General features: G+C 50.0%; 14 protein-coding genes and 1 tRNA gene. 8 read left to right on the plus strand and 7 right to left on the minus strand.

Annotated features, from left to right (window positions below; genetic code table 11):
* Positions 1-127: 127 nt before the first annotated feature.
* Complete coding sequence (locus DFR42_RS08500) at positions 128-1,156, plus strand: helix-turn-helix transcriptional regulator (RefSeq protein WP_110254554.1); 1,029 nt, start codon at positions 128-130, stop codon at positions 1,154-1,156.
* On the opposite strand, the gene DFR42_RS08505 is transcribed toward DFR42_RS08500, so the two are convergent.
* Together DFR42_RS08505 and DFR42_RS08510 are read right to left on the minus strand one after the other, a co-directional pair.
* Positions 1,147-3,480 (minus strand): PAS domain S-box protein, encoded by a 2,334-nt coding sequence (locus tag DFR42_RS08505; protein ID WP_110254555.1) that lies wholly within the window; start codon positions 3,478-3,480, stop codon positions 1,147-1,149. The genes DFR42_RS08500 and DFR42_RS08505 overlap by 10 nt on opposite strands.
* A gap of 19 nt (positions 3,481-3,499) precedes the next feature.
* Complete coding sequence (locus tag DFR42_RS08510) at positions 3,500-3,967, minus strand: thioredoxin family protein (protein WP_110254556.1); 468 nt, start codon at positions 3,965-3,967, stop codon at positions 3,500-3,502.
* Positions 3,968-4,152: 185 nt separating this feature from the next.
* Here DFR42_RS08510 and DFR42_RS29115 point away from each other — a divergent pair, with 185 nt between their 5' ends.
* Positions 4,153-4,320 carry a hypothetical protein gene (locus DFR42_RS29115; protein WP_170133455.1) on the plus strand — a complete coding sequence of 56 codons (168 nt, stop codon included), beginning with the start codon at positions 4,153-4,155 and terminating at the stop codon, positions 4,318-4,320.
* Complete coding sequence (locus tag DFR42_RS08515; RefSeq protein WP_110254557.1) at positions 4,313-5,470, plus strand: DNA polymerase Y family protein; 1,158 nt, start codon at positions 4,313-4,315, stop codon at positions 5,468-5,470. Before DFR42_RS29115 ends, DFR42_RS08515 begins: the two co-directional genes overlap by 8 nt.
* Positions 5,471-5,562: 92 nt before the next feature.
* On the opposite strand, the gene DFR42_RS08520 is transcribed toward DFR42_RS08515, so the two are convergent.
* From DFR42_RS08520 to DFR42_RS08530, 3 genes are all read right to left on the minus strand, one after another.
* A complete protein-coding gene (locus DFR42_RS08520; RefSeq protein ID WP_110254558.1) occupies positions 5,563-6,096 on the minus strand; it encodes an HD domain-containing protein in 534 nt (177 codons plus the stop codon).
* An 83-nt stretch (positions 6,097-6,179) separates the two neighbouring features.
* Complete coding sequence (locus DFR42_RS08525) at positions 6,180-8,954, minus strand: M16 family metallopeptidase (protein ID WP_110254559.1); 2,775 nt, start codon at positions 8,952-8,954, stop codon at positions 6,180-6,182.
* 256 nt (positions 8,955-9,210) lie between these two features.
* Positions 9,211-9,287 (minus strand) — tRNA-Arg (locus tag DFR42_RS08530).
* 267 nt (positions 9,288-9,554) lie between these two features.
* Between DFR42_RS08530 and DFR42_RS08535 the strand changes: the two genes are divergently transcribed.
* From DFR42_RS08535 to DFR42_RS08550, 3 genes are all read left to right on the plus strand, one after another.
* Positions 9,555-10,103: a c-type cytochrome gene (locus DFR42_RS08535; protein WP_110254560.1), complete on the plus strand. Its 549-nt coding sequence runs from the start codon at positions 9,555-9,557 to the stop codon at positions 10,101-10,103.
* Between the two features lie 553 nt (positions 10,104-10,656).
* Entirely contained in the window at positions 10,657-13,443 is a 2,787-nt protein-coding gene (locus tag DFR42_RS08545; RefSeq protein WP_245936887.1) for a TonB-dependent receptor, read from the plus strand.
* Positions 13,444-14,526: 1,083 nt separating this feature from the next.
* On the plus strand, positions 14,527-17,382 hold the full coding sequence (locus tag DFR42_RS08550) for a TonB-dependent receptor domain-containing protein (protein ID WP_245936888.1): 2,856 nt from the start codon (positions 14,527-14,529) through the stop codon (positions 17,380-17,382).
* A 73-nt stretch (positions 17,383-17,455) separates the two neighbouring features.
* Here the strand turns inward: DFR42_RS08550 and DFR42_RS28965 are convergent, their stop codons facing one another.
* A complete protein-coding gene (locus DFR42_RS28965) occupies positions 17,456-17,809 on the minus strand; it encodes a hypothetical protein (protein ID WP_146218806.1) in 354 nt (117 codons plus the stop codon).
* A 116-nt stretch (positions 17,810-17,925) separates the two neighbouring features.
* On the opposite strand from DFR42_RS28965, the gene DFR42_RS08555 reads away from it, so the two are divergent.
* Both DFR42_RS08555 and DFR42_RS08560 read left to right on the plus strand, forming a co-directional pair.
* Positions 17,926-19,668, plus strand: a complete 1,743-nt coding sequence (locus tag DFR42_RS08555; RefSeq protein ID WP_245936889.1) for a methyl-accepting chemotaxis protein — start codon at positions 17,926-17,928, stop codon at positions 19,666-19,668.
* Between the two features lie 203 nt (positions 19,669-19,871).
* Positions 19,872-20,156 (plus strand): energy transducer TonB, encoded by a 285-nt coding sequence (locus tag DFR42_RS08560; RefSeq protein ID WP_425450876.1) that lies wholly within the window; start codon positions 19,872-19,874, stop codon positions 20,154-20,156.
* Positions 20,157-20,279: 123 nt separating this feature from the next.
* On the opposite strand, the gene DFR42_RS08565 is transcribed toward DFR42_RS08560, so the two are convergent.
* A complete protein-coding gene (locus tag DFR42_RS08565) occupies positions 20,280-22,448 on the minus strand; it encodes a M3 family metallopeptidase (RefSeq protein WP_110254565.1) in 2,169 nt (722 codons plus the stop codon).
* Positions 22,449-22,520 lie beyond the last annotated feature (72 nt).

The raw sequence follows: 22,520 nt of genomic DNA on the forward strand, positions 1-22,520 counted from the left end.
TGTCTCTTAATATTATTGGTTTTCACACTATATTGCCGAAATCTGAGTTCCGGTGTAGCTTAGGATATTAAATCTTCAGACTCCAGAAAGTAAGGACAAATCCTGCCAGCTTGCAGCGAATACGCAGATGAACAACAAAGTGCTCTCAGTACAGGATGCAGTATTTCCGGCTCACCCGTTTTCGGGTCTGCTCGCGATAGGTCGTGAGCGTGAATGGCGTTTGCAAGAGATATTCCCGGCGCTGAGTCTGGATGCAGAAGGACAGGTAGCTACAGACGTACGCATCAGCTATACGCAAGCGCGAGAGAGTTTGTTGCGGGCACGTCATCAAGGCGGGGCAGATCTGGGGATATTGTCGGGTGCGCGCAAATCCCTGCCTGCACTGGGAGCCATGGCGAGCGGCATGCTGGCCCAGGCCACATTGGCAGAGGCCATGCATTTCGGCCTGGAATACCAGTTGATTGCTGGTGCCATGGTGCAATTACAACTGGAGCAAGGCGAGCGCACATCGGTGCTGACAGCCCGCCCCCTGTTTGATGACAGCGAGTTACAGGACTTTCTCGATACCGATCATCTGGCAACAGCCATCAATGTCAGTCGCGCCCTGTGCGGCCCTGCCCTGAAAATCGAAGGTGTAGAGTTGCGCGGCAAGCAGCAAGCCAGTCGCTCTGTTGCTGAAGATTTTTTTGGCTGCACGGTAGTGTACGGCGCAGATACCAGCCGCATTGTCGTCAATAACAGCGCCCTTTCCACCCTCTTGATCAATCCTGATCCAGAACTTGCTGCAGACAGTAAAATGCGCTGCGACGCAGAACTGGCCGCAGTCGGTCTGACTGGCAGGCAAAGCCTTTTGCACAAGCTGGTGAGTTTGCAATGCGATTACCGCAGTGTGCCTGAACTGGCGAGTGCACTGGGCATCAGTGAACGCTCCCTGCACCGCTTGCTGGTACGTGAAGGCTGTTCTTACTTCCAGATCGCAGAAAGCCTGCGCATGGAAAAAGCCAAACATTATTTGCGCCATACCAGCGTCAGCCTCGACGATATCGCTGCACAATTACAATACTCAGACAGCCGCAGTTTTCGCCGCGCATTCAAGCGGGCAGTCAATTTGACACCTTCGGAATTCAGGTTGCAGTTTTGTGCTACTCAGCGATAGACATCAAATTCAAACCAGAAAGTGGAGCCCTCGCCGGGCGCGCTGCAAAAACCGATTTGCCCATGCATTTTTTCCAGCATGGCCTTGGTGATCGACAAGCCCAGGCCCGTGCCGCCTTTTTGCCGGGTATCGGTGCCATCGGCCTGGGTGAAAGGTTCAAACAAATGTTCCTGGAACTCTGGTGCTATGCCTGCGCCGCGGTCGCAGACTTCAACGCGGTAGCGTGATTCTGTATTGATGATGCGCAGGATGACCGCTTCACCTTCTTTGGAAAATTTCGCCGCATTCGAAATCAGGTTGGCCATGACTTGCATGAGCCTGTCATGGTCTGCCAGTATCCAGGCCTGCTTGGGATGATGTTCCAGTTGCAGGCCAACCTTGAGCGAGGCGGCATAGGCCATATTCGATTCCATTGAACCCTTGACCAGGGCTACCAGGTCTACGGCTTCTGATTTGAAAAGCATCTTGCCACTGGCCAGCTTGTCCATATCCAGAATATCGTTGACGAGAGTGATCAGGCGCTTGCTGTTATTGTGAGCGATGCGTATCAGGTGCTCTGCCTGCCTTGGCAATACGCCGCTGACACCAGACTCCAGCAGGCTCAGCGAGCCACGTATCGAAGTCAAAGGTGTGCGCAGTTCATGGCTGACGACAGAAATAAATTCTGTCTTCAGGCGGTTCATGCGTAGCCTGTCGCTGATGTCCATGGCAAAGGCAACCCAGTCACGTTCAGAATTTTCCAGATGACTCAAGCCCACCAGGATGGGCACACCAATATTTTCCCCCTGTTGCAGCATGATTTCAAAAGGGGCGGTGGTGCCGGTCTGTATCAATTCCTTGTAGGCTTGCTGGCAGATTTTTAAATCCTGATTCGACAGCAGGGTTTCCCAGGCAGTGTTCTGGGTCAGCAGATAATCACGGCTATAGCCGCTGAACTGGGTAAACACATCATTCACATCCAGTATCTGGCCGGATTCATTACCCTGGATAATACCGATCAGGCTGGAGTTCATCAGCCTTTGCAGACGTTGTTCGCTGGTGCGCAAGGCATCCAGGGTCATTCTTTGTTCGGTGACATCTTCTATCATCCAGACCGCACCACGGACATAGCTTTCTGTCGGCAAGGCACGTCCGGCTACGCGGCCAGTGAAGGGTTCGCCATTGAAACGGCGTAAATTCCATTCCAGTTCCACCAGTTCATCGGCCTGCAAACCGGGTACGACCTGGTCGCTAAAATTTTTGTAGTCTTCCGGCCCCTGATACAGGAAGGTGGTCTTTACGCCTATCATGGCCTGGGCATCGGGGAAGCGGCAGAGTTCTGCCAGCGCCTTGTTGGCCCTGACGATAATGCCATCGCTGACGAACATGATGCCCACCGGTGCATTGGTGATCAGGATCTCCAGTTCCCTGGCCAGCTCTTTATAGCGATTCTTGTTGGCTTCCAGCAGTTCCTGGTTATGTCTGAGCATTTCTTCGGTTTGCTTGCGTTCGGTGATATCGATATGCGTGCCTACCATGCGCAAAGGCTTGCCCTTGCTATCCCACTCGACAATACTGCCCAGCGACATGATCCAGCGCCACTCGCCTGCCTTGTTTTTTTGCCGGAATTCGGCATGGTAATCGGTATTGCCCTGGGTGGCGGCATGGCTTTTGTAGGCGAGTTTGAGATGAACGACATCATCAGGATGTACCGCCGTACCCCAGAAGTAATCCCAGAATTGCTGGGGTTGGGCAAAATCACCAGGTTCGCAACCCAGCATCTGCAAATATTCGGCACTGAAATTGCCTTCGCCAGTTTGCAGGTCTATGTCATACAAACCCTGGTTCGAGGCTTTCATGACAAGGCGGCGCTGGCGCTCGGCGGCCTGCAATCTTTGTTCAGTCAGTTTGCGTTCGGTATTGTCACTGAGGAAGCCGTGCCAGAGTACGCTGCCATCCGGCAAGGCTTCGGGCGTGGCATCACCAACGACCCAGCGGTCCGGGCTATTGGCAGAGACGATGCGGTATTCCTGGTGCCAGGGGCTGAGTTCGGCAAAGGATTTGCGTACTGTAGCCACCATGCGTGGCAGGTCTTCAGGATGGACCTTGGCAAACATGAAGCTGGCATCTTCACGCAATTGCTCTGCCTTGACGCCAAAGAAAGCTTCTACAGCATCGCTGGCATAGGGCAGGCAAAAGCGCCCATCAGGATAGCGCCGGAATTGATAAAACATACCGGGCAGGCAACGCGAAAAATTCGACAATAAGGCGTGACTGCGTTGCAATGCCTCCAGCTCGGTTTCTTCCGGCGTTAGCTTGGCTGACATTGCAGGATCTTCAGACATGCCAGTTCATCTTTGCTGATTAGCGGTACAGCGCCGTGATTTCGTCAAAAAAATCATAGACGCCTTGCTCACTCATCTTGCGCGCATTCGACAATTCGCCACCTTTGGAGGCATACAAGACAGTATTGTCAGGGCGTAGCAAGACGGCTGCCGGTATGCCTTTTTTGGTCGGGCTGCCATACAAATCGACGAGTTCCTTGTTTTTATCGAACTGGCCTACATTGACCTTGACGGTGATGAACTTGCTGGCCAGCAGGGCCTCATTCTTGCCATGCATGGATTTATCAAGTTCCAGACAATCCTTGCACCAGTTTGCGCCAAAGATCACCAGCACTTTTTTATCCGTTTTTTTGGCTTCTGCAAGCGCCTTGCTGACAGCCGCTTTGGCATCGGCAGCTTCATCATAAACCTGTGGTGGATTGGCGCTGGCCGGGTTGATAGCGCATATCAGGCTGAGTGTGAAAATCAGGGAAAGCAGTTTTTTCATCATCATTCCATCAGAAAATTCAAGGGTACAAAACAAGAGCTGCAGGATCAGTCTATCTTAGCTTAAACAGCATCTGGCTGTAATTCCTTGTTGTGCGTAAATTTTATTTTGCTGTATGTATATTCAGTTATTTTGTGGATTCAGGATAAAATAGTGTATTTCCGTGTGAACCTGCAGGACAGTTTTTGAAAAAGATGATCGACAGTAATAGCGACTGTTTCTGTGCCGCGATAAAAATACGCAGGGATGCTAAGGCGTGCAATAAAGCTGACAATAAAGCTGGCAAATCCGGTCAGCGCGGCATTATTGCGCCAATGACTTATTTCAAAGCGATGATTGATTGCTATGAATAATAAACAACGTCGGATTGCTCATCTGGACATGGATGCTTTTTATGCATCTGTTGAGTTATTGAAATATCCTGAGCTTAAAGGACAGGCGGTACTGATAGGTGGCGGTTCTTCACATCGACCGATTCCCAAAGGCGATGGCACGCACGAATTTTCACGCATCAAAGACTATGTTGGGCGTGGTGTTGCGACTACGTCGACCTATGCTGCGCGGGCACTGGGCATATTTTCTGCGATGGGCATCATGAAGGCAGCCAAGCTGGCTCCCGATGTTTTTTTACTGCCGACTGATTTTGATTCCTATCGCAACTACTCGCGGCTTTTCAAGGAAGCCGTCGGCAAGATAGCTCCCAAAATTGAAAACCGTGGGATAGATGAAATCTATCTTGACCTGACAGATCATCCCCAAGAAACACGCGCCCTGGCAAGCAGTTTGAAAAAAGCGGTGTATGAAGCGACTGGCCTGACCTGCTCGATTTGTGTAGCCCCCAACAAGCTGCTGGCAAAGATAGGCTCAGATCTGGATAAGCCTGATGGCCTGACCATCCTGGATATGGAAGACGTGCCAACCAGGATATGGCCGCTGCCGGTAAAAAAAGTGAATGGCATAGGGCCAAAATCAACCGAACGCCTGGCCAGCCTGGGCATTAATACGGTGGGGGATTTGGCCAGTGCAGACCTGGGTTTGCTGCAAACTACCTTTGGCAGCAATTATGCTGGCTGGCTGTATAACGCGGCGCGCGGTATTGATGACAGGGAGATATCAACTGAATCAGAACCCAAGGTCATCAGCCGGGAAACCACCTTTGACCGCGACTTGCATGCCGTGCATGACAGGGCAGTGTTAACCGGGATTTTCACTGATCTCTGCACCCGCCTTGCGAGGGATTTAACAAAAAAGGGTTACCGCTGCAAGACCGTGGGTATCAAGATCCGTTATACGGATTTTCGTATCTCTACCCGTGACATCACCATTCCTGTCGCCACTGCCGACCCTGCCGTCATACGCAGGACGGCTGGGGAATGTCTGCGCCGCGTGGCGCTGGAAAACCGCTTTCGCCTGTTGGGTGTCAGGGCCAGTGCCCTGGTGAGAGAAGCGGATGTCATCAATGAGCGCCAGGTCAGCCAGGGCATGCTGTTTGATGATGTCTGAAGCACAATGCGATGCGATAGTAGAATTAAGCTGGTTTTGTTGCAGCACCACGAGATAAACGCGGTACTAAGGTAAAGTCTGTGGCCCTGATGTTAAGAGCGGGTCATTAGCCTGCTGCGTTGTAATCTTGCACTGCCATCTGTAGCGATGGTCTCAAATACATCATCCAGGCTGGTGAATATATCCCAGTGATCGACTTGTTTTTGTATGGCGATGGCTTGGATGAGTTTGAGTTCCAGCTCTGCTTCACGTTTGCCCTTCCATAACTTGTCAGCTGCAGCGACAGTGAATTCTTCCAGGCTCAGGTCGCCATGCTGCCACTGTGCATGCGTGACGCAGCAGCGGGCTACAGCGGTTTGCACACCCTGTTCCAGCAGCATTTTTTCACCGGCAGGTTCATGCAGGGAACCCGGGCCATCCAGCTCATCTGGGTGCAATATCTTGCCTGCATCATGCACGGCAACACCCAGGCGTATCAGATTTGCATCGAACTGCAGGTCCAGTTCTTCAAAGCTTGAAATCAGTATTTCTGCTGCTTCACCAACCAGTTTGACATGGGTCAGCAGGCGCTCTGAAGCACCTAGACGTGACAGCAACTGATAGGCTTCGGTTTTATTGTTGAGCATGGAGGGCAATCAAAAGAAAAATAAAGCAACAATAAAAAAGGCTTGCACAACAGAGTGTGCAAGCCCCTTAGTGACAGCAAAGCTTATTTGAAATCGCCTGCAAACACGCGCAAGGTTTTTTCATATCCCAGATGTTTGGCCATGGCTTCTTTGACTTGCGCCAAAGTCAGTGCCTGTATCTTTTTCTCTATATCAGCCTGGAATTGCATATTGCGGCCAAGGTACAGATTGTTGACCAGGCTATTGGCCAGTGCAGCATCCTGGCTGCGTTCCAGTTGATATTGCTGGATCAGGCTCTTCTTGCCATCTTCCAGTTCTGCGGCTGTAAAGCCTTCTGTCTGTACGCGGGCGATTTCTTCGCGTATGCCGGTTTCCAGTTTGGCACGGTTTTGCGGTGCATAAATGGCGCCGGCATTGAAGGCCCCAACTTCTTCTACCGATGACCCATTAAAGCTGGAGCCACCACCATAACTGACGCCATCTTTTTGACGTATGCGGTTCAGTATGCGTGAATTGGCACTGCCACCTAACAGGTAGTTGCCCATTACCAGCGCCGGATAATCAGGATGTTTGGTGCCAACAGGTACCAGCATGGTCGCAAAGAAGAAGGCATTGGCCTTGTCAGGCGTGACGATTTGTTTGTTATCCGCCTTGGTTGCCAGGTAAGGCTTGCTGATGCGGGTGAATTTTTGCTGTGTGTTCCAGTCACCAAAAGCCTTTTGCAATTCTGCTTTCAAGCTGTTGGCGTCAAATTCACCGACGACAGCAATTTGTGCCTGTTTTGCATGATTGGCACCATAAAACTGTTTCCAGAATGCCTTGGCGTCAGCCAGTTTGGCTGTTTTCAGGTAAGCGATTTGCTCATCTATGCTGCGATAGTAGCGTGGGTCATCTGCGGGATAAGTATTTTGTGCTTTCCTGCCTGCATCGACGGCGACAGCTTGCGGTTCCTTGCGTGACTCTTCCAGTTGCGCGAGCTGGGAATTCAGCAATTGTGTGAACTCGGCTTCATTGAAGGCGGGCTGGCGCAGGGCATCACGCAATAATTCCAGTACCCGGGGCAAGTTGTCACGTATGGTTTCCACCTGCACGTTGGCAATACTAACCGAACCACTGATTTGCAACTTGGTCTTGAGCTTGTCCAGTTCTTCAGTGAATTGCTGGCGGCTGAGTTTTTCTGTACCACGGTTGAGCATGGCAGCAGCCAGCTCCGCAGCACCGGCCTTGCCTTTCAGGCTGTTTTCATCACCAAAATTCAGCATCATCGACAGCACAACGGTATTGCCGCGGGTAGTTTTCGGCAGCAAGGCATACTGCATGCCATTGCTGAGTGCGCCTGTGATGGTACGTTTGTCGATATTGTCAGCCGAGGCGACAAAGTTTTCTGCCTGGGCGATGGCCACACCAGGTTTGAATTGTTTGATTTGCTCATCCACTGCCACCTTGGCCGGAGCTGGTGTGCGGTCAGGTTTTTCAGTCGGGATAAAGCTGCCCGAGGTGCGGTTACTGGATTTCAGCCAGGTGGTGGCGACTCTTTGTACATCGTCGACTTTGAGCGCCTTGACGCGGTCACGGAACAGGAAGAATAAACGCCAGTCGCCTGAGGCTATGCTTTCAGAAAGGGCTACGGCAAATTTTTCCGGGTCATTGAAAATCTGGGCTATGTCTGAATCCAGCTTGGCCTTGGCACGTGTCAGTTCCGCTTCGGTAACGGGAGCCTTGTCAAAACCTTCTATGGTTTCCAGCAAGATTTTTTTGGCTTCCGGCAAGTTTTGTTCAGTGCGCAAGTTCGCGCCCAGCATCAAAAAGCCAGGCTCTTCCAGATTTGCCGCCCACGGGAAGACGTCGGCAGTTTTCTTGGTTTCGACCAGCGCCTTGTACAGACGACCATTAGGCGTGTCACCCAGGATCAGGGCCAGCGCCTCGGTCGCGGCATAATCAGGGTGGGCAGCAGGCACGGTATGGTACAGGGCCGCTACGGCTTGTGAATCACCGACGCGACGGACGATGACATCGCGCTCGCCATCTTGCACTGGGTCCAGGGTATAGGTGGTTTCCAGTGTGCGCTTGGGCTTGGGTATTTTGCCGAACTTCGTTGCGATCAATTGCAAAGCCTGTTTGGCATCAAAGGCACCTGCCACGATCAGGGTGGCATTGTCAGGCTGGTAATATTTGCGCCAGAAAGCCTGCAGGTGCGGGATATTGACGTTTTCCACGTCAGTACGTGCGCCTATGGTGTCCTTGCCATAGTTATGCCATTGATGGGCGGCTGACATGATGCGCTGCATGAGAATAGCGATGCCGGAATTCTCATTTTTTTCCATCTCATTGCGCACGACCGAGAATTCTGTCTTCAAGTCTTCGCCTGAGATGCGCGAATTGACCATGCGGTCTGCTTCCATGCTGATGGCCCAGTCCAGGGTCTCTGGCTTGGCGGCAAAGGTTTCATAGTAATTGGTACGGTCCAGCCAGGTCGTGCCATTGAATTGCACGCCACGTTGTGACATTTCTTCCCACAGGCGTGGATGGGCCTTGCTACCCTTGAACATCAGATGTTCCAGCAAATGCGCCATGCCTGTTTCGCCATAGTTTTCATGACGTGAACCTACGCGGTAAGTAATGTTAACCGTTGTCGTTGGCTTGCTGGCATCGCGTACCAGCAAAACGCGCATGCCATTCGCCAGTTGATACTCATCTATCCCTTCCACCTGACGCACAAACTGCACGCCTGCAGGCAGGGCGGTTTTGGCAGTCGCTACGTTTTCCGCTGCGATGGCAGGCGGGATATGGACCAGCGTGGTAAAAGCCAATGCCAGGGACAGACTCAGGCTGCTGAGTTGCATGCGCGATGATTTCATGTAGCGACCTTTATGTAGGTAATAAATACTAAGTAACTAAGTGGTGTGTAAGTAGTGTGTACAAGACAGGGAATGGCAGTGCGGCAGACAATTGCGAATGCAGCCATGCCTCAGACCAGCAAAGCACAGATCTGGTTCAAATGTAAAGCGGCCTAGCTTAGTACAAACACAATAAAGAAAGCAACTAGTGGAAATAAATATGCTAATGCAGAATAAGTCTGGGAGGATTGGGAGAGTCGGGGGAGGGGAAAGAACTTGGCGCGCCAGACACGAATCGAACGTGCGACCCCAGCCTTCGGAGGGCTGTACTCTATCCAACTGAGCTACTGGCGCGTGGCTTATGCAAGGATGTGCACAAGTGAGACATAAGTAATGCAAGGGCAACATTCTACCCCAATTTAAGGCTGGCCTTGCGCATCAAAGCGGGTAATTTGTCGCTAAAGCAGCGAGATTTTCCTGATTCTTGGGCAGCTTAGCTTGCTTTTCATTCCAAACACGGCGCTTTCGCTCTATAATCCCAAGCTTTGGCACTTGCCGTTAAAGTTGCCTGGCTGCCTGGACTGAAGATTCTGTACCTAATTTATTTGCATTGAGGAAACCATGAGCGACGCGCACGACGAACACGAATCAGCGATCAAGACCCCTAAGCAACTTATCGTTGCAGTTCTTGCCGGATTCCTGGTCCCTATTATCGCCATTGTCTTGCTGGTACAGTTTGTATCGAATGACAAAAAAGTGGGCGCGGGTTCTTCTGCGCTGACGCCAGAAGCAATTGCCAACCGCATCAGCCCGGTAGCTGACCAGGGTTTCAATTTCAAGGATGCCAACGGCCCCAAGACTTTGCAATCTGGCGAAACAGTCTATAAAACCATCTGTGCAGCCTGCCACGATAGCGGTGCTGCTGGTGCGCCAAAACTGGGTGATGCTGCTGCCTGGGGCCCACGTATTGCTCAAGGCTATGACAAGGTAGTTGCCAATGCCATCGGCGGTCTGCGTGCCATGCCAGCCAAAGGCGGCAACCCTGATCTGGATGATATTGAAGTAGCGCGTGCTGTTGTGCACCTGGCTAATGCCGGTGGTGCCAAGTTCAAGGAGCCTGAAGTCAAGGCACCAGCGGCAGCAGCTTCTGCTGAAGCATCTGCAAAATAACTGTGCCAGCAGGCTCAACAAAAAACCCCGGTTTTCCGGGGTTTTTTGTTTTTTATGGCCGGAATTAACTGCCTTGGGGCAACATTTCTCAGTGGCTTATTGAAGTCTTGCTTTGATATGCTTTATTCCCCGCTCTTTTTTGGTGCAATACTCTTAGTCTTAATCTTAGTATAGATATATGTAGAGCAAAAAATGGCGCAATACCAAATATTAATTTTGTGGAAAGTATTTGAAGCTTAAACCCCGCTCAAAAAATATTTGCCCCGATTTTGAAACTTCACTGGCAATTAATAGTCCAAGCCTCACGGCCCTCTGTGTATATATCGCATTGTCATAGGCAACTGTTGTTTTTCTGCCGCTTGCATTCTATCAATATTGACAATGGAAACGCTTAAATGTTCTCATGCTGAGGCAAATTTTTTGAAAGAAATTTCTCAAAATTTTCCTCACGTCGAAAAAAATTTCCATTTTTATTTGGCGGTTTTGCAAATCAACAAATTTTGTTAAGTTGTCACAAAAGTTGTTAGGAACACATATATAACGGAGCGCAATAATGATAAGAGAAAAAACGATATCCAGATCGGTACGATTGATCTGTTCTAGTGGTTTGCTGTTGAGCATGGGTATGCTGGCCCAGCCAGGCTTCGCGCAAGAAGCTGTACAAAAAGTTGAAATTACTGGTTCCAGTATTAAACGTACTGAAACTGAAGGTGTTGCAACGACCCAGATTCTGAGCCGTAAAGACATCGAGCAAACCGGCAAAACTTCCATCGCTGACGTAGTCCGCAGTATCTCTGCAGATAACAACGGCAGTATCAGTGGTTCTTTCACTAACGGCTTTGCCGGTAGTGCTTCCGGCGTTTCCCTGCGTGGCTTGAGCGTCAGCTCCACACTGGTGCTGATCAATGGTCGCCGCACTGCGCCTTATGGCTTTGGTGATGACGGTCAACGTAGCTTCGTCGATTTGAACTCCATCCCTCTGGATGCAGTTGATCGCATCGAAATTCTGAAAGACGGCGCTTCCGCCATTTATGGTTCCGACGCTATTGCAGGCGTGGTTAACGTTATCCTGCGCCAAAACTACATTGGCCAATCTGTATCCGCCAATATCGGTCAATCCTCCCGTGGCGATGGTCGTGTAATGAGCGCTTCCGCAGCTGTTGGTTTTGGTAATCTGCAACAAGACAAATACAATGTCTTCATGACGATTGATGCCAAGAAACAAGAAAGAATCTGGCAAAAAGACCGTAGCGACTATATCGGCCAGGCCGATGCACGCCCTTGGGGTGGTCGCGACCAACGTGCTGGTCAAATTACTTCTGGTAACGGTGGCGGCTCCAACTTCCTGGGCACAGTTCGTCCAGTGAATGCTGCTGGTGGCGCGATTGCTGGCGTTGCAGGGAATGTCAAACAGTTGCCAGGTACTTGCTCTGCTGCAAATCTGGATCCAGTTGGCGGCACATCACTCGACAACGCCCTGGGCGGTTGCTTGTGGGACCCAGTGCAGTACCAAACTATTCAGCCTGAAACAGAAAACCTGAATCTGTATGCGCGCGGTACTTTTGCCATCAATGACAAAACTACAGCATACACAGAATTGGGCTTGTTCAATAGCAAGGCAAAAACACAGACAACACCATCCGGTCTGACCGGCGCTGGCTTTGATCTGGTGAATGCCCGCGTTAACAACACCAATACTGGTCCTGACCAGTTGTTGTTGCCTATCGGCCATCCAGACAATCCTTTTGCTGACAATCGCGCACGTCCACGCTGGGTAGATGCAGCACGTCCACGTACTGCTGACCTGGAAACTACAGTTACCCGTTTCCTGGCTGGTGTAAAAGGCACAGTTGCTGAATGGGATTACGACGCAGGTTTCCTGTATGCTGAAAGCAAAACAGACAAGACACAAAACGGTTACTACCGTCAGTCTGCTCTGAAAGCAGCAGTAGCAAATGGTACTTTCCGTATTGGTCAAGGCCGTGTAAATACTCCTGCAGTATTGGCGCTGGTTTCTCCAACACTGCAAAACTCCGGCGTGACGAAGAGCACATCGGTAGACTTCAAAGCAACTCGTGAACTGGCGCAATTGCCAGGCGGCGCTTTGGGTATTGCGGTTGGTGCAGAATATCGCAAAGAAGAAACCAACAGCGATCCTACGCCATACACAAATATCAATGATATCGCTGGTCTGGGTTACTCCGCTTCCAAGGGTTCCCGCAATGTGACTGCGCTGTACACAGAGATGGCAATTCCTGTCTTGAAATCCCTGGAATTCCAGTTGGCTGCCCGTACAGATAAATACTCTGACTATGGTCGTTCCACAACACCAAAAGCAGGCTTCAAGTTCACTCCGACCAATACCGTCGCATTCCGTGGTACTTATGCTGAAGGTTTCCGTGCTCCTAGCGCGGCAGAGAATGGTGATAGTGCTGTAGCTGCATTTACCAACATTCCTAGTGATCCAGTACGTTGCGCAGTGACCAAACTGCCTATCGACTGCTCTTCACAACAAGTTGGTGCGATCACTGTTGGTAACAAAAACATCAAGCCAGAAACATCCAAGAGCTATAGCCTTGGCTTCGTTGTAGAACCAGTCAAGAACTTCAGTATCTCCCTGGACTGGTGGAAAATTGTCCGTGACGGCGAAATCGGTGGCTCTGATCCTAGCGCGATTGTTACCAATCCAGCTGGTTACCCAGACGCACAAATCGTTCGTGGCGAAGCAACTACCAACTTCCCTGGCCTGGCTGGTCCTATCCTGATGGTGAAAGCGCCTTACCTGAATGCTGGTAAGACACAAACATCCGGTCTGGATCTGGATATGCGCAGCAAGTTTGACCTGGGCGCTAACGGCAAGTTGAATGCAGGCCTGGTTGTCACTTACATGCATGAATTCAAGCGTACCGATGCTGATGGTACTACGCATGAATTTGCTGGCACTCACGGTGACATCAACCTGTCAGGTAACGGCGGTACACCACGCACTAAAGTCAGCTTCAGCCTGGGCTGGGACCGTGGTCCTTGGACAGTGTCTGGTAACGTGAACCACGTATCGAGCATCAGCGACACCAATGAAATCGGTGGCGACTGTATCGATACTGACGCAAACCACAACCCTTACCTGGGTTGCCGTATTGCTGCATTCACGACAGTTGATGTGTTCGGTAAATGGAAGTATTCCAAAAACCTGGAATTCACAGCATCCATCACTAACTTGTTCGACAAGATGGCACCGTTGGACGTCCAGACTTATGGCCGTATCAACTACAACCCATCCCTGCATCAGTCCGGCGCAGTTGGCCGTTACTGGAACATCGGTGCTCGTTACACATTCTAATGTTGTAGCAGCCTATGTTTAAGTAGTGCCGATGGCGGATTTGTAGTCCCGTTCATGGCACTGCCTGCAGTGCTGAATAAGAACCCCGCAAGCTTGCTTGCGGGGTTCTTTCATTTTCAGGACCATGGAAACCATACAGCGCAAGTTTTTGCGAGATGCTGGGAGTAAGGGGCTGGATAGCGCAGGCGGCTAAGCCCAGCAGATGTGACGCAGGTTTGCTGCCACACACTGGCTTCTGGCACTGCCACGTGAGTTTTCCCTGGAGCGGCAGAGATAGCCACGTGCTGCACCTGACGACAAGGTCTATGCTTAAAACACTGGCAGATATTGGACTTATCCTATATGGGGCACGGGCTTTGCCAAGTCAAATCTGGGCAGGAATTGCAGTTTTCTTGTGTGCCAGCAGCATCACAAAAAGTGTCATTAATGCAAATAATCAATGACTGCTGATATCCGGAATTGTTGTTCTTAAGAGACAGCTACAAAAGTTGTACATACCAATCTTTAGTGCTGCCGGGAAATGAAATTTGCCCATTATTTTTCTTGGTGAACTGCTAAGCACTTTATCCATGGTTCAGACATGGGAAAAAAGCTGGCAAGGCATCCCCAAAATTGTGCAAAGAAAAAAGTCATCCAATTTTTATACTGAAAATTAACTTTCGAGGACTTGATAATTCTGAGCGGAAAAAAATAGCTAAATTAAATATAAATGTTTTGGTGCGACGTAATTTAACAACACATCTTCTTGCCTTGTTTAACATTTCGAATCATTAAAGTTGATCCGCTTCTTCTTATGCCAAATGCAAGTCTAGAAATAAATTTGTGAAGCTTGACACCTAAGTTTTCAAATGGTTCCATAAATAAGGAGATTTTTTTACGGAATAAAAAAAGCAAAAAAGAAGTATCAAGTCGATCTACAAAAAAAGCACTGATACCTACTCTTTTTGCAGTTTCTGTAAAAAAAACCCAACAGAAAAATTTTGCTACCGAGGCAAATAGGGGGTTCTGATGAAATATCAGGATCTTGCCCAGGTAGCATCGCTCATCAGTTCCATTTTTGGGGGTTTAGTCATGGTAGAAAAAATGTTGGCCCGATCAGTACGCCTGATGTGTTTGGGTGGTTTTGCGGTCGGCGCAAGTTTGCTGGCACAGCCAGCGATGTCGCAAGACGCAGTGCAAAAAGTGGAAATTACCGGTTCCTCGATCAAACGGATAGCACAAGAAGGCGCATTGCCTGTGCAAACCCTGAGCCGTAAAGACATAGAACAAAGTGGCGTCAATAACGTGGCTGACCTGGTCGCTGCTTTACCAGCCATGCAAGGCTTCATTACCGCATCTGCGTCGGTCAACGGTGGTGGCGCTGGTCGCCAGTCTGCCTCTATCCACGCTATTGGTACTGACTACACCCTGGTGCTGTTAAATGGTCGCCGCATGGCACCATATGGCACAGGCAGTGCGGTGAATCTGGGCAGCATTCCTTTATCTGCAGTTGAACGCGTAGAGATTCTGACCGACGGTGCATCCACCCTGTATGGTTCAGACGCGATTGCCGGTGTTATCAACTTCATCCTGAAAAAAAATCAGACCGACCTGAACGTAGAAGCAACCCTGACCAGCCCGCAACAAAAAGGTGGTCGCAGCGGCAACTTCTCTATCTCCAAAGGTTTTGGTGATCCTGACAAAGATGGTTTCAATGTCTTGTTTGCCTATAGCCATGATGAGCAAAAAGCGCTGGAAGCAACGCAACGTGATTTTTCCAAATCTGGCGTAGCGAGATTCATGAAAGATGGCAAGCATTACGCTACCTGGCAAACCAGTATCAACTCGACACCAGCCAATGCCGACATCTATGATTCCCTGGGCAATAACGCGACTTTCTCTCCAGACCTGGTGAATACCAACAAATGTAATGGCCCTAATACGTTTGCGCGTGGTGGCGTCTGCCGCTATGACTATGCGTCTACCGTGCAATTGCTGCCAGAACTGAAACGCGACAGCTTCTTTGCTTCCGGCAATTTGAAACTGGGCAAGGACACCACATTGTTTGGTGAACTGGTCATGTCCAATTTCTCCAACAAGGCACGTTATGCTGCACCAGCCCAGCCTCTGACAACTTTCAGTACAGATCCTGTCACCGGCCAAAAAGTCATCAACCCGAATTACATCGGTGCCTACAACAAATCAGTAGTTCCGCTGCTGGCAGGACAAGGCATTAATCCTAATGATGTGACTGATGCATTCTTCTACTATCGTGCCAATGATGCAGGCGGCCGCGCTGATGATTATCAAACTGAAGCCCGTCATCTGGTGCTGGGTATAGACAGCAACTACCTCGGCTGGGATCTGGGTGCCAGCTATACGCATTCCGAAAACACTGAGAAAGATGATGCTGTTTCCGGTTACATGAGCGCCAACCGTTTCGATGCTTTGGTTAAGTCCGGTGCTTACAATCCTTATATCGTCAACCAGAATGCAGCTTCCATCCTGGCACCTGCGGTATTGAAAGAAAACCTCGGCATTACCAAATCCAAGATTGACGTACTGAGCGCGCATGCTTCCAAAGAATTGTTTGACATGAGTGGCGGCAAAGCGCAACTGGGCTTGGGTGCAGATATGACCAAGCAGTCTTTCAACGACGCGCCTAGCGAACTGTCACAAGGTCCTGGCCCTCAGCATCCAGCATGGACAGATGTCATCATCGGTGGTGGTACTGGTTCTCAGGGTCTGGTTGCTTCCCGCAAGAGCTGGGGTACTTTCGGCGAATTGCTGATGCCTGTCATCAAGAACCTGGATCTCACAGCAGCCGTTCGTTATGACAGCTATGACGCAGTCAAGAAAGACAATGTCAGCTATGACGTCAATGGCAATGCTTCTCAGCCTGGTACGCAAGGTATTTCCGTGTCCAAGGCAACTTATAAATTGTCTGCACGTTATCAGCCTTTGCAAAACCTGATGCTGCGCGGCTCTTATGGCACAGGCTTCAAGGCACCGACACTGAATGATATTTCTGATCCGTTGAAGAATGATGGTTCTTCCAACTTCTTCCCTTGCCCTATCACCAAGCCTACAGATCCACGTTTCGCATATTGCCGTGGCACTGCTGAATATGGCCTGCTGAAAAAAGGTAATCCAAGCACAGGTTCAGATGCACTGAAAGCAGAAGAATCCAAACAGGCAGCATTCGGCTTCCGTTTCGAGCCAGTCAGCAGCTTGTCCCTGGGTCTGGACTGGTGGGATGTCAAACTGAAAAACCAAATCCAGAAATTGTCTCAGGATCTGGTTTTCACAACACCAGCACTGGCTGAACAATACATCTCTCTGTACTATGATCCTATCCAGAAATCCAAAGTTCTGGTCGCCAATCGTAGCCCTGTGAATCTGGCCAGCTCACGTTACTCTGGTCTGGACTGGGATGCAACGTTCAAAACAGCTTTGCCTATCGGTAAGCTGAGTATGAACTGGTCGGGTACTTACATGCTGACTGCAGAAAAAGATGTACCCGGTGCCGCCAAGGAAAGCAGTATCGGTCGCTTCGACTCTTATGATGATGTGACTTTCCGCATTATTTCCAGGCTTGTGACTTCCTTGAAAGTATCCGATCAATATACTCATAGCCTGACTATGAACTATCGTTCCGGTTACCACGATAAAGTCGCTAAAGCAGATGATGGCTATGTCCGTGCCGTGAATGCTGATGGTTCTGTTGGTGGTCTGGTAGATATGACACGTGATGTCAGCAACTACATGACGTTTGATTATCAATTGCAAGCCAAACCTATCAAGAACCTGACAATTACTGGCGGTATCCGTAATCTGTTCAATGTAGATCCACCATTCACTATCCGTAATACTGGTGGTGGTAATCAAGTTGGTTACGATGGTCGTTACACCGATCCTCTGGGCCGTACTTTCTACGTCACAGCTGCCTATAAATATTGATCAATTTGTTCATACTTATATAAACAGACAAAAAAACCCGGACATGTCCGGGTTTTTTTCATTTTTTTTCAAATCACCAAACAATTTTGAAAATATTTTTTCTTGCCCCTCTCATAAGACCACTGGCTATTTTGGCAAGAGAGTCATTTGCCAATAAAACGATCTTGCCATGGGGAAATTGAGAAAAATGTGAACAAAATTTAGTCAGCTGCCAAGCTAGGCAAGTATAGTTTTCTGCGCAAAAAATAAGCAAATCTGCAGGCCTGCATAAATGCAAATAATTTCTTTCCCACCTCACTTTCAAGGGGCGGGCATACCAGTAAAAAGCCCTTGCTACTGAGAAAAATTCGAGTATATTTCTAACTTTATCGTTTGCTTTTCCCTTGATTGAGCAGCTTTTTTCCAATAAATGCCAGTTATTTTGCATTTGTAAAAAAAAGTGTCCTGGCGGCAATTATGTGTGTTGGAGCAAGCAATCAGAGTAGTATTTCTTAAGATATTAATTCTCACCTTCCTCAACCATTTTTCACACCAGTCAAGCAAATGAATTTATCAAAAATGACAGTAAGTAAACGTCTGGGGCTGGGCTTTGCTCTGGTTTTAACGTTTTTAATTGCGGTAACCGTTGTCGGTATATCGAGAATGGCGCAAATCCAGGGCAGGCTGGAAAAGATAGTTAATGTCAGCAATGCCGAGACGCGTCTGGCACTGGATATGCGTGCCATCGTGTATGACCGCATGGTGTCGCTGCGCAACCTGACTCTGTTGAATGATGCGGCAGACATGGAGCCAGAGCTGAAAAAAATCGCCGAGCAAAACAAGCAATATGCTGCTGCCGATGAAAAGCTGAGCAAGCTGGCGGCAGAAGAAGGTGCAAACAGCGGTGAGAAAAAAAGCTTGCTGGGTAAATTGAAGGAAGCTGAAACTGCAGCAGCATCCCTGCCAGCAAAAGCCCAGGAACTGGGCCTGGCCAATAATGCCGAAGCAGCCACGATCACCCTGATCAAGAAACTCCGCCCGGTACAGAAAAAATGGCTTGATACCCTGGATGAACTGGTTACGCTGGAAGACAAGCTCAATACCCAGACAGCAGAAGAAGCCAGCTCCGCTTTCAAGGCCGCGACTACCCTGATGCTGGCACTGGGTGGCCTGGCACTCGCGGCAGGTATATTTGCCGCTTTCGCGATCAGCCGCAGCCTGTTGAAGCAGCTTGGTGGTGAACCTGGCTATGCGGCACGCATTGCAGGACAAATCGCTGCAGGCGAACTGACGGCGCCTATCGATCTGACGCATGGTGACAATGACAGCTTGCTGTTTGAAATGAAAAACATGCGCGACAGCCTGGTGAACATCGTCGCGCAAGTACGCAATGGTACTGACACCATCGCCACCGCTTCCAGTGAAATCGCCTCAGGTAACCTGGACTTGTCTTCCCGCACTGAGCAACAAGCCAGCTCGCTGGAAAAAACCACATCGTCGATGAAAGAACTGACGACCACGGTCAAACAAAATGCTGACAATGCCCGCGAAGCCAACCAACTGGCAGCATCGGCATCTGAAGTCGCACGTCAGGGTGGCGTGGTAGTGGCCCAGGTGGTTGATACCATGGGTTCCATCAATGAGTCTTCCAAGAAAATTGTCGATATCATCAGCGTTATTGATGGCATTGCCTTCCAGACCAATATCCTGGCCCTGAATGCTGCGGTAGAAGCTGCCCGTGCCGGTGAACAGGGCCGTGGCTTTGCCGTGGTTGCGGCTGAAGTGCGCAACCTGGCACAACGTAGCGCTGCTGCCGCCAAAGAAATCAAAACCCTGATTGGTACTTCGGTAGAGAAAGTTGAAATTGGTACCAAGCTGGTTGGTCAGGCCGGTGTCACAATAGATCAGGTAGTATCAAGCGTCAAACATGTGACCGACATCATTGCAGAAATCAGTGCCGCCAGCCAGGAACAAAGCGTCGGTATTGAACATGTCAATCATGCCATCATAGAAATGGATAGCATGACCCAGCAAAATGCCGCCCTGGTGGAAGAGGCTGCTGCTGCTGCGCAAAGCTTACAAGACCAGGCTTCCGAGCTGGCGAAAGTGGTCAGCATTTTCAAATTGCATGCAGGCGAACGTGTGCAGCAAATGTCTGCACCAGCTCCACAAGTCTCAGCTCGCCGTGTCGAGCCAGTGGCCATCAAGCCTAAAGCCAGAAGCACGGTAAAATCCCTGCCCGCAGCAAAAGCCGCACCGAAAAAAGCTGCTGCTGTGAACAGTAAAGATGAGTGGGAAGAGTTCTGATCCAGGCAGTGAAATGCCAGCACTTCAATATTGATCTATGAAGTGAAGACAGACACTAAGACGCCAATTGTTGCGAATAGTGTCTGGCCTTGAAATCTGTTGGAAATTTTTTATACTGAATAAAAATGCATAAGAAAATCTCTATGAAACCTCAAATATCTATTCTCATTTCATCCCTGTTGCTGGCAGTCAGCGCCTCGGTCATGGCGGCGGAAACTCCACCTGTCATGGACAGTAAATCCTGTGAACCACCAAAGTATCCAAAAGCTGCCCTGATGAATGAAGAAACAGGCACAGTCTCCATGGGCTTTCTGGTTGGTGCAGATGGCAAGGTAGTTGATTCCAAAGTCGAGAAATCCAGCGGTTCCAAGAGTCTCGACAAGGCTGCGCTGACAGCCCTGAGCCAATGCAAATTCAAGCCAGGCACCAAGGATGGCAAGCCTGATCAATTATGGGCAAAAGTGGATTTTGTCTGGAAGCTTGAGTAACCGCAGCTGAGATATCAGGTACTAATGAAAACAGGGGACTTCATGTCCCCTGTTTTTTTGTCACTGCCAATTAGCAAACTGAACAGTGCAGCTCAGTTTGCTGAATTTGCTGATCAATCAGGCTTATTGCTTTTGCAAGCCACGTCGTATCAACAAAGGTTCTATCTTAGGCTCGCGTCCGCGGAAATTACGGAAAGATTCCAGCGGGTCCATGCTGCCACCCTTGGACAATAATTGCTGACGGAACCAGTCACCATTCTTGCGGTTCAGACCACCGTTTTCCTTGAACCATTCGACGCTCTCGGCATCCAGCACTTCACTCCACAGATAAGCGTAGTAACCGGCTGAATAGCCACCGCCAAAGATGTGAGAGAAATACGTGCTGCGGTAACGTGGCGGCACTGGCGCAAAGTCCACACCAGCCTGTTTCAAGGCGTCTGCCTCAAAGACCAGTGCATCTTTTGGTATTTGCGCAGGTGTCAGTTGATGCCAGCGCTGGTCCAACAGGGATGCAGCCAGGTATTCTGTCGTCGCAAAACCCTGATTGAATTTATTGGCGGCCGTGATCTTGTCGACCAGGCTTTGCGGTATCACTTCGCTATTCTGATAATGTCTGGCGTAGTTCTTCAACACCTCAGGCCAGGTCGCCCACATCTCGTTCACCTGCGATGGATATTCAACAAAGTCACGTGGGACATTGGTGCCAGAAAAACGTGGGTATTTCACATTCGAGAACAGGCCGTGCAGGGCATGGCCAAATTCATGGAAAGCCGTGCGCACTTCATCAAAAGTCAGCAAGGTAGGCTGGCCTGCTGGCGGTTGCGGGATATTGAGGTGGTTGGCAATTACAGGCTTGGTGCCAAACAGTGTGGACTGTTCTACATAAGCATTCATCCAGGCACCACCGCGCTTGGTATCGCGTGCATACATGTCAGCGATGAACAAGGCCATGCTCTTGCCATCGGCATCAAATATTTCATAGACCTTGACGCTGGGGTGGTAGACCGGCAAGTCAGTGCGTTCCTTGAAAGTGATGCCATACAGTTTGGTGGCAGCAAAAAAAACACCGTTTTCCAGCACATTCTTCAATTCAAAATAAGGGCGCAACTGGCTGTCGTCAAAGCTGTATTTTGCCTTGCGTAATTGCTCGGTATAAAACGCCCAGTCCCATGCTGCCAGCTTGAAATTGCCTTGCTGTGCATCAATGATTTTTTGCAGCTCTGCGCCTTCTGCTCTGGCGTTATTCACTGCTGCCGGTGCCAGCTCGCTCAGCATCTTGTTGACTGCGGTGGTGGTCTTGGCGGTTTCATCTTCCAGGCCATAGGCGGCATGGTTGGCATAACCCAGCAGGGTGGCGCGTTCAGCACGCAGGCGCGCCAGGTCGATGGCGACCTGGCGGTTATCAAATTCACCGCCGTGGCTGCCACGGTTGACCGATGCTTCATGCAGGCGCTGGCGCAGGGCGCGGTTAGCCAGACTGGCTTCAAAAGGCTGGCCTGTGGTATTCATGAGCGGTATCACGAATTTATCTTTCAGGCCACGCGTCTTGGCTGCTTCAGCCGCGCTGGCGATTTCTTCTTCAGACAAACCTTGCAGTTCTGCCTTGCTGTCGACGATGATGGCTGATGCATTGGTTTCTTTCAATACGTTCTGACTGAACTTGGTGGACAAGCTGGCCAGTTGCGCATTCAGGCTCTTGAGTTTTTGTTTGTCCTTGTCACCCAGCTTGGCACCGGCGCGCACAAAATCTGTGTAATAGCGTTCCAGCAAGCGTGTGGATTCTGCATCCAGCTTCAAGGCCTGACGTGCTTCATATAATTTGCTGATGCGCTGGAACAGGCTGGCATTCAAAAAAATCTGGTCCTGATGGGCTGCCAGCTTGGGGGCCAGGTCACGCGACAGGGCTTCCAGCGTGGGATTGGTATTTGCACCGGTCAGGCTGAAAAACACGGTAGAAACACGGTTCAGCATCTGGCCTGCACGTTCCATGGCAATCACGGTATTGTCAAACGTGGGCGTGGCGCTATTGTTGGCAATTAGTTTGATCTCGGCTGCGTGCTGGCGCATGCCTTCTGTGAAAGCTGGTGCGTAGTGCTCATTCTTGATCTGGTCAAAAGCCGGATAGTGGTAAGGCAGTTTGCTGATACTGGCAAAGGGATTGTCAGCCAGTTTGCTGGCCGATTTCTTTTGCGTGGCGGCCTTGCCAGCCTGGGCAGTTTCAGCAGCAGTGACATAGCTGCCAGGCGTGGCCAGCGCCGTGCCCAGCAAAATGAGCAGTAAATGTTTGTTCATGTAGTTTTACCAGTATCTGTGATCAAAAAAGGAACCCAGTGTAGCAGACCATCAATAGGAAAGATCGTTCAC

Origin of the sequence: Undibacterium pigrum, from assembly GCF_003201815.1 — a bacterium.
GTDB lineage: Bacteria > Pseudomonadota > Gammaproteobacteria > Burkholderiales > Burkholderiaceae_D > Undibacterium > Undibacterium pigrum.

What these genes read in the sequence shown, in the direction of transcription:
- DFR42_RS08500 (WP_110254554.1), top strand. Translation starts at nt 128, where the DNA reads ATGAACAACAAAGTGCTCTCAGTACAGGATGCAGTATTTCCGGCTCAC.
- DFR42_RS08505 (WP_110254555.1), bottom strand. Translation starts at nt 3,480, where the DNA reads ATGTCTGAAGATCCTGCAATGTCAGCCAAGCTAACGCCGGAAGAAACC.
- DFR42_RS08510 (WP_110254556.1), bottom strand. Translation starts at nt 3,967, where the DNA reads ATGAAAAAACTGCTTTCCCTGATTTTCACACTCAGCCTGATATGCGCT.
- DFR42_RS08515 (WP_110254557.1), top strand. Translation starts at nt 4,313, where the DNA reads ATGAATAATAAACAACGTCGGATTGCTCATCTGGACATGGATGCTTTT.
- DFR42_RS08520 (WP_110254558.1), bottom strand. Translation starts at nt 6,096, where the DNA reads ATGCTCAACAATAAAACCGAAGCCTATCAGTTGCTGTCACGTCTAGGT.
- DFR42_RS08525 (WP_110254559.1), bottom strand. Translation starts at nt 8,954, where the DNA reads ATGAAATCATCGCGCATGCAACTCAGCAGCCTGAGTCTGTCCCTGGCA.
- DFR42_RS08535 (WP_110254560.1), top strand. Translation starts at nt 9,555, where the DNA reads ATGAGCGACGCGCACGACGAACACGAATCAGCGATCAAGACCCCTAAG.
- DFR42_RS08545 (WP_245936887.1), top strand. Translation starts at nt 10,657, where the DNA reads ATGATAAGAGAAAAAACGATATCCAGATCGGTACGATTGATCTGTTCT.
- DFR42_RS08550 (WP_245936888.1), top strand. Translation starts at nt 14,527, where the DNA reads ATGTTGGCCCGATCAGTACGCCTGATGTGTTTGGGTGGTTTTGCGGTC.
- DFR42_RS28965 (WP_146218806.1), bottom strand. Translation starts at nt 17,809, where the DNA reads ATGCAAAATAACTGGCATTTATTGGAAAAAAGCTGCTCAATCAAGGGA.
- DFR42_RS08555 (WP_245936889.1), top strand. Translation starts at nt 17,926, where the DNA reads ATGAATTTATCAAAAATGACAGTAAGTAAACGTCTGGGGCTGGGCTTT.
- DFR42_RS08560 (WP_425450876.1), top strand. Translation starts at nt 19,872, where the DNA reads ATGGCGGCGGAAACTCCACCTGTCATGGACAGTAAATCCTGTGAACCA.
- DFR42_RS08565 (WP_110254565.1), bottom strand. Translation starts at nt 22,448, where the DNA reads ATGAACAAACATTTACTGCTCATTTTGCTGGGCACGGCGCTGGCCACG.